Here is a 5,591-nt window from a genome sequence, read left to right as displayed (position 1 = left end):
GGGATAATGTGCAGGCTGCCTTACCCATTTCTTTTTAGTACAAATAATATTTCTTTTCTCTTTACCTGCCCTCAGTATTTTTATTGATATTTACAAAATGTGTGGCATTGCAGGAATATTATCAACTTCTTCTGAAAAAATACCGGCATTTCATTTAAAAAAAATGATTAATGCAATTGCACACCGTGGGCCTGATGGCGAAGGGGTTTGGAGCAATGAAAAAAATAATATTGTTTTTGGGCACCGCCGCCTTGCTGTTATTGATTTAAGTGATGCTGCCGCACAACCTATGCATTATTTAAGCCGTTACACGATTGTTTATAATGGCGAAATTTATAATTATATTGAATTAAAAGAATTACTGCTGCAGCATGGTTATGTGTTTAAATCAAAATCAGATACGGAAGTAATTTTAGCTGCTTATGATTTTTGGAAAGAAGATTGCCTTACGCATTTTGACGGCATGTTTGCCTTTGCTATTTGGGATGAACACGAACAACAACTTTTTGCTGCAAGGGACCGCTTTGGAGAAAAACCATTTTATTACTACGAAGATGACAAATACTTAATTTTTGCCAGCGAAATGAAAGCTTTATGGGCCGCAGGTGTAAAAAAAGAGACTGACGAAAAAATGCTGTTGAATTATCTGGCACTGGGTAATGTGCAAAGTGCTGCAGATAAAAAGCAAACTTTTTTCAGCGACATTTATTCTTTACTGCCTGCGCACTTTTTTCAATACAAACCCTCCGCACAAAAACTTGCTATAAAAAGATACTGGCATATTGATAAAGAATTTAGAATTCATATTTCGCCGGATGATGCCATTGAAAAATTTAATGAATTATTTACAGCATCGGTAAAAAAAAGATTGCGTAGTGATGTTGCATTGGGAACAAGTTTAAGCGGTGGCCTTGACAGTTCAACCATTGCAGCTGCAATGCAAAATTTAAAAGTTAATCTTCATCAACTAAAAACTTTTTCTGCTGTTTTTCCGGGTTTTGAAAAAGATGAATCATTTTACATTAACCTGCTAACAAATAAACTTGATGTTACTAATTTTAAAACAGAACCCACTGCCGATGGTTTAATTAAAGATTTTGAAACACTTTGTTATCACCAGGAAGAACCTTTTCAATCGTCGAGCATTTATGCACAATACAAAGTTTTTGAATTAGCCAAACATAATGATGTAAAAGTTTTGCTGGATGGGCAGGGTGCCGATGAAACATTAGCCGGTTACCATAAATATATTCACTGGTATTTACAGGAAGTATTAAGCAGGCATAAACTGGGTGCTGCACAAAATGAGATAAGAGCGTTACGAAAAAATAAAATTCCTTTCAGGTGGAATTTAAAAAATTATTTTGCTGCTTTTTTACCTATGCATGCGGCCATGCAATTAGAAAAAAATGAGTATGAAAAAACAATGCATCAGCCGGATATTAATCCTGAATTTTTAAGAACGCAAAGAGGCAGGGAATGGGAAGGCATTCACAAACCTGTTGTTACCAAGCTTAATGATATTTTACATTTTAATACAACAGAATTGGGCCTGGAAGAATTACTGCGCTATGCCGACAGAAACAGTATGGCACATGGCAGAGAAGTTCGCTTACCTTTTTTAGATCATAAATTAGTTGAGTTCATTTTTTCTCTGCCTTCTAACTTAAAAATACATGATGGCTGGACAAAATGGTTATTGCGAACGGCCATGGATAAAAAATTACCTGATGAAATTGTATGGAGAAAAGATAAAGTAGGTTACGAACCGCCACAACAACAATGGATGGAAAATAAAGCCCTGCAGGATTATATGTATGAGGCCAAAAAGAAATTGGTGGATGCAAATATTCTGCGAAAAAATGTTTTGGATAAAAAAATAATCCCTGCCTCTGCCCATGCAGATAATAATTACGACTGGAGATATTTATGTGCTGCTAAAATAATTTAGTCATCTTTGCAAAATAAAAATTTAATTACAACAATGAAACTTGCTACAAAATTAATACATGCCGGTGCAGAGCCCGACCCAAGTACCGGAGCCATTATGACGCCTATTTACCAAACATCTACTTATGTACAACAGGCACCCGGGGTAAATAAAGGTTACGAATATGCCCGAAGCCAAAACCCCACCCGTAAAGCATTGGAAGATGCCTATGCTATAATTGAAAATGGAAAATTTGGTTTGGCTTTTAGCAGCGGTGTTGCTGCAACCGACAGTGTAATAAAATTATTAAACCCCGGCGATGAAGTAATTGCAGCAAGCGATATGTACGGCGGCAGTTACCGGTTATTTACAAAAGTGTGGGAACGCTACAATATAAAATTTATTTATGTTGATACCAGCAATGTTGAAAATGTAAAAGCAGCTGTAACAGCAAATACAAAATTAATATGGATAGAAACGCCTACTAATCCTTTAATGAATATTACTGATATTGAAGGCATTGCTGCGGTATCAAAAAAAGCTGGTGCATTGCTTTGTGTTGATAATACTTTTGCATCGCCATACTTACAAAACCCTTTGGATTTAGGTGCTGATATTGTAATGCACAGCGCCACAAAATATTTAGGCGGCCACAGCGATGTAATACAGGGATGTTTAATGATGAACGACGCAGCACTGAGAGAAAAATTATATTTTATACAAAAAAGTTGTGGCGCTGTGCCAGGCCCACAAGATTGTTTTTTAGTATTGAGAGGAATAAAAACTTTAGGCGTTCGTATGAAGGCGCATTGCGAAAATGGCGAAAAAATTGCTCATTGGTTACGCAATAATAAAAAAGTTGCGAAAGTGTACTGGCCCGGTTTTGAAGACAGTGCAGGTTATGCCATTGCAAAAAAACAAATGAATGGCTTTGGCGGTATGATAAGTTTTGAATTAAAAAACGACAGTGATGCTGAAGTAAAAAGAGTGTTATCCGCTACGCATTTATTTTCTTTAGCCGAGAGTTTGGGTGGTGTAGAAAGTTTAATCAATCATCCTGCAAGTATGACGCATGCCAGCATACCAAGAGAAGAAAGAATTAAAAATGGTTTGAGTGATGGCCTGATAAGATTAAGTGTGGGTATTGAAGATGCTGATGATTTGATTGAAGATTTGAATTTGGCAATTGGGTAATTTAACATGGATGAACATAATCTCAAAGAATTTTTAAACAGCAAGGTTGATTTTTACAATCAACCTTCTTTTATTGCAGCAGATCCAATTTGCATTCCGCATCTTTTTACCAAAAAACAGGATATAGAAATTGCCGGTTTTTTTGCCGCCATTTTTGCATGGGGTAACCGTACTACCATTATCAATAAAAGTAAAGAATTATTGCAGTTAATGGACAATGCGCCGCATCAATTTGTACTACAGCATCAATCCAAAGATTTAAAAAAATTAGAAGGCTTTAAACACCGCACATTTAATACTACCGATCTGTTGTACTGCATCGAATTTTTCAACATGCATTATTCTAGCAATAATTCTCTTGAAAATGCTTTTACAAAAGGAATGCAAAAAAAAGATGCTACAATAGAAAATGGATTGAATGGCTTCTATCATTATTTTTTTTCTCTGCCGCATATTTCTGAAAGAACAAAAAAACATATTGCCTCTCCAGAAAAAAACAGCAGTTGCAAAAGATTGAACATGTACTTACGCTGGATGGTACGCAATGATACAACCGGTGTAGATTTTGGCATCTGGAAAAATATTTCTCCTTCGCAACTAATTATACCTATTGATGTGCATGTGGCAAGAGTAGCTAAAAGATTTAATTTATTGCAGCGCCATCAAACCGACTGGCAATCGGCGCTTGAACTAACCAAATATTTACGAACTTTAGATGCTATCGATCCGGTAAAATATGACTTTGCTTTATTTGGTACCGGCGTAATGGAAAAATTATAATGAACAATACTGAACTTATACAATACATTAATAAAGACATGGCACTGGAGCTGCCAGAAAAAATTTCTTTTACCGAGCTGGAAGAAAAATTATCTGCCGCTATTAATGAGCTTATTCAAGACAATTTTGAAAAATTAGTATCGCTGCTGTACAGGATAGATGTAAGTGAAAAAAAGTTAAAAAATCTTTTGCAGGATCATGCCAGTGAAAATGCAGGAAAAATTATTGCACAATTAATTATTGAAAGGCAGCTGGAAAAAATGGCGCTGCGAAAAAAATATAAAAAAGAAAATACCGGCACTTCGGATGAAGAACTCTGGTAAAATTATGCTTCCTGCCTGCTCCTGTTTTTACTAAACATCAACTCCTGCACTTTTGTTTTGTCTTCTTTTTCTTTACTTAAATCGAACATGGTACCAAACACATGATCCCACAAAGTGCTGCTTACACCAAAACCCATGTGGTCGTTTTTATAATGATGCAGGTGGTGGTTGCGCCATAAAGGTTTCATCCATTTAAAAGGCGGGTTCCAGGCATGTATGGCATAATGCATGGTGCCGTAAACTAAATAGCCCAAAATAAATCCCGGAAAAAAAGCAAACACATAACCTGTGGCTCCAAGCAAATACGCTATAAAATACATCAGCGAAAAAATTGCAGAAGATAAAATTAAACTGGGCACAGGCGGCATAAATAATCTTTCTTTATCTCTGGGGTACTCGTGATGATTACCGTGAATTATGTAAACAAATTTTGTGGCTCTTTCACTTTCAGCGACAAAGTGAAATGCAAAACGATGGATACAATATTCAAAAAATGTCCAGAAAAAAATGCCGCACAAAAAAGTAAGCATAACATTTATAACTTCAATTTGCATTACTGCATTGGTATAATACAGCATAAAGCTGATGATGGGCACATACAAACCCCATATTACCAAAGGATGTGTTTTGGTGAGGTATTCTAAATACTGATTTTTAAAAAGTTGTGCCTGCCCTTTATTATGAATTTTCTCGAATTTCATGGTCTTAGTTTAATGCTACAAAATTAGCAATTCAAAATATAAAACAATAATTCATTTGTTAATTTAATCCTTACATAATTAGTTAGTTTTGCTAACAATTTTTTGTATGAAATTAGTTACCTATTTAAAAGACGATAACCTTCAATTAGCCCTTTTAGTAAATGGCAATTTATACGACACCGACAGCCTGCACCCCGATTTACCCAATAGCATGTCGATGTTTTTAAATTACTGGGGCATTGATTACTATCATCGTAAGCACCGTGATGATGAATGTTGTAGGATTCGATTTTAGCATATGGAGTCTCCTTATTGATACAAGATTAAGATTGAAAAATAAAAAACTACTGCGGATCTAGCGTCACTTCGTACACCGGATTGCCGTGAATATTACGGATAGAAATCGCCAGTGTGCCGTTTTCCTCCACGCGTACCAGTCCAAAATTCATCCACGGTTTGGCTTGCGCATAGGTCGTGATCGCATCGCTAGGGCCATAGAAGAATAAACTTTCAGGGTTGAGGGTCGTGTCGAAATCGCGGCTTGGGAACAATCCTGCATTGAGAGGTCCGCTGACAAATTCATGTACTTTAAACGTGGGCTCATCGTCAAATGGCGTGTAGCGGAATACCTCGGCAAAATGCACGTCGGTGGTAATCCAGGCG

General features: G+C 36.4%; 7 protein-coding genes. 5 read left to right on the top strand and 2 right to left on the bottom strand.

Annotated features, from left to right (window positions below; all coding sequences use genetic code 11):
* Positions 1-97: 97 nt before the first annotated feature.
* From asnB to ACY65O_RS11640, 4 genes are read left to right on the top strand one after another with little or no spacing between them, the layout of a single operon-like run.
* Positions 98-1,951, top strand: coding sequence for an asparagine synthase (glutamine-hydrolyzing) (asnB, locus tag ACY65O_RS11655; RefSeq protein WP_462221028.1), 1,854 nt, complete (start codon positions 98-100; stop codon positions 1,949-1,951).
* A gap of 33 nt (positions 1,952-1,984) precedes the next feature.
* Positions 1,985-3,124 carry a cystathionine gamma-synthase gene (locus ACY65O_RS11650; RefSeq protein ID WP_462221027.1) on the top strand — a complete coding sequence of 380 codons (1,140 nt, stop codon included), beginning with the start codon at positions 1,985-1,987 and terminating at the stop codon, positions 3,122-3,124.
* A gap of 6 nt (positions 3,125-3,130) precedes the next feature.
* On the top strand, positions 3,131-3,904 hold the full coding sequence (locus tag ACY65O_RS11645) for a TIGR02757 family protein (protein ID WP_462221026.1): 774 nt from the start codon (positions 3,131-3,133) through the stop codon (positions 3,902-3,904).
* A complete protein-coding gene (locus ACY65O_RS11640; RefSeq protein ID WP_462221025.1) occupies positions 3,904-4,227 on the top strand; it encodes a hypothetical protein in 324 nt (107 codons plus the stop codon). The genes ACY65O_RS11645 and ACY65O_RS11640 overlap by 1 nt, the downstream gene beginning before the upstream one ends.
* Before the next feature lie 2 nt (positions 4,228-4,229).
* On the opposite strand, the gene ACY65O_RS11635 is transcribed toward ACY65O_RS11640, so the two are convergent.
* Positions 4,230-4,928, bottom strand: coding sequence for a sterol desaturase family protein (locus ACY65O_RS11635; RefSeq protein ID WP_462221024.1), 699 nt, complete (start codon positions 4,926-4,928; stop codon positions 4,230-4,232).
* Between the two features lie 106 nt (positions 4,929-5,034).
* On the opposite strand from ACY65O_RS11635, the gene ACY65O_RS11630 reads away from it, so the two are divergent.
* Entirely contained in the window at positions 5,035-5,223 is a 189-nt protein-coding gene (locus ACY65O_RS11630) for a hypothetical protein (RefSeq protein WP_462221023.1), read from the top strand.
* A gap of 49 nt (positions 5,224-5,272) precedes the next feature.
* Here ACY65O_RS11630 and ACY65O_RS11625 read toward each other — a convergent pair.
* Positions 5,273-5,591 (bottom strand): hypothetical protein (locus tag ACY65O_RS11625; protein WP_462221022.1); only part of this gene is annotated, 319 nt, incomplete at its 5' end.

Source organism: Ferruginibacter sp. (assembly GCF_031430955.1).
Taxonomy (GTDB): Bacteria; Bacteroidota; Bacteroidia; order Chitinophagales; family Chitinophagaceae; genus Ferruginibacter.
This window is presented reverse-complemented; position numbering and strand designations above follow the sequence as displayed.

Bases quoted from the DNA above. Each gene is read 5' to 3' on its own strand.
- asnB (WP_462221028.1), top strand. From the start codon at position 98: ATGTGTGGCATTGCAGGAATATTATCAACTTCTTCTGAAAAAATACCG.
- ACY65O_RS11650 (WP_462221027.1), top strand. From the start codon at position 1,985: ATGAAACTTGCTACAAAATTAATACATGCCGGTGCAGAGCCCGACCCA.
- ACY65O_RS11645 (WP_462221026.1), top strand. From the start codon at position 3,131: ATGGATGAACATAATCTCAAAGAATTTTTAAACAGCAAGGTTGATTTT.
- ACY65O_RS11640 (WP_462221025.1), top strand. From the start codon at position 3,904: ATGAACAATACTGAACTTATACAATACATTAATAAAGACATGGCACTG.
- ACY65O_RS11635 (WP_462221024.1), bottom strand. From the start codon at position 4,928: ATGAAATTCGAGAAAATTCATAATAAAGGGCAGGCACAACTTTTTAAA.
- ACY65O_RS11630 (WP_462221023.1), top strand. From the start codon at position 5,035: ATGAAATTAGTTACCTATTTAAAAGACGATAACCTTCAATTAGCCCTT.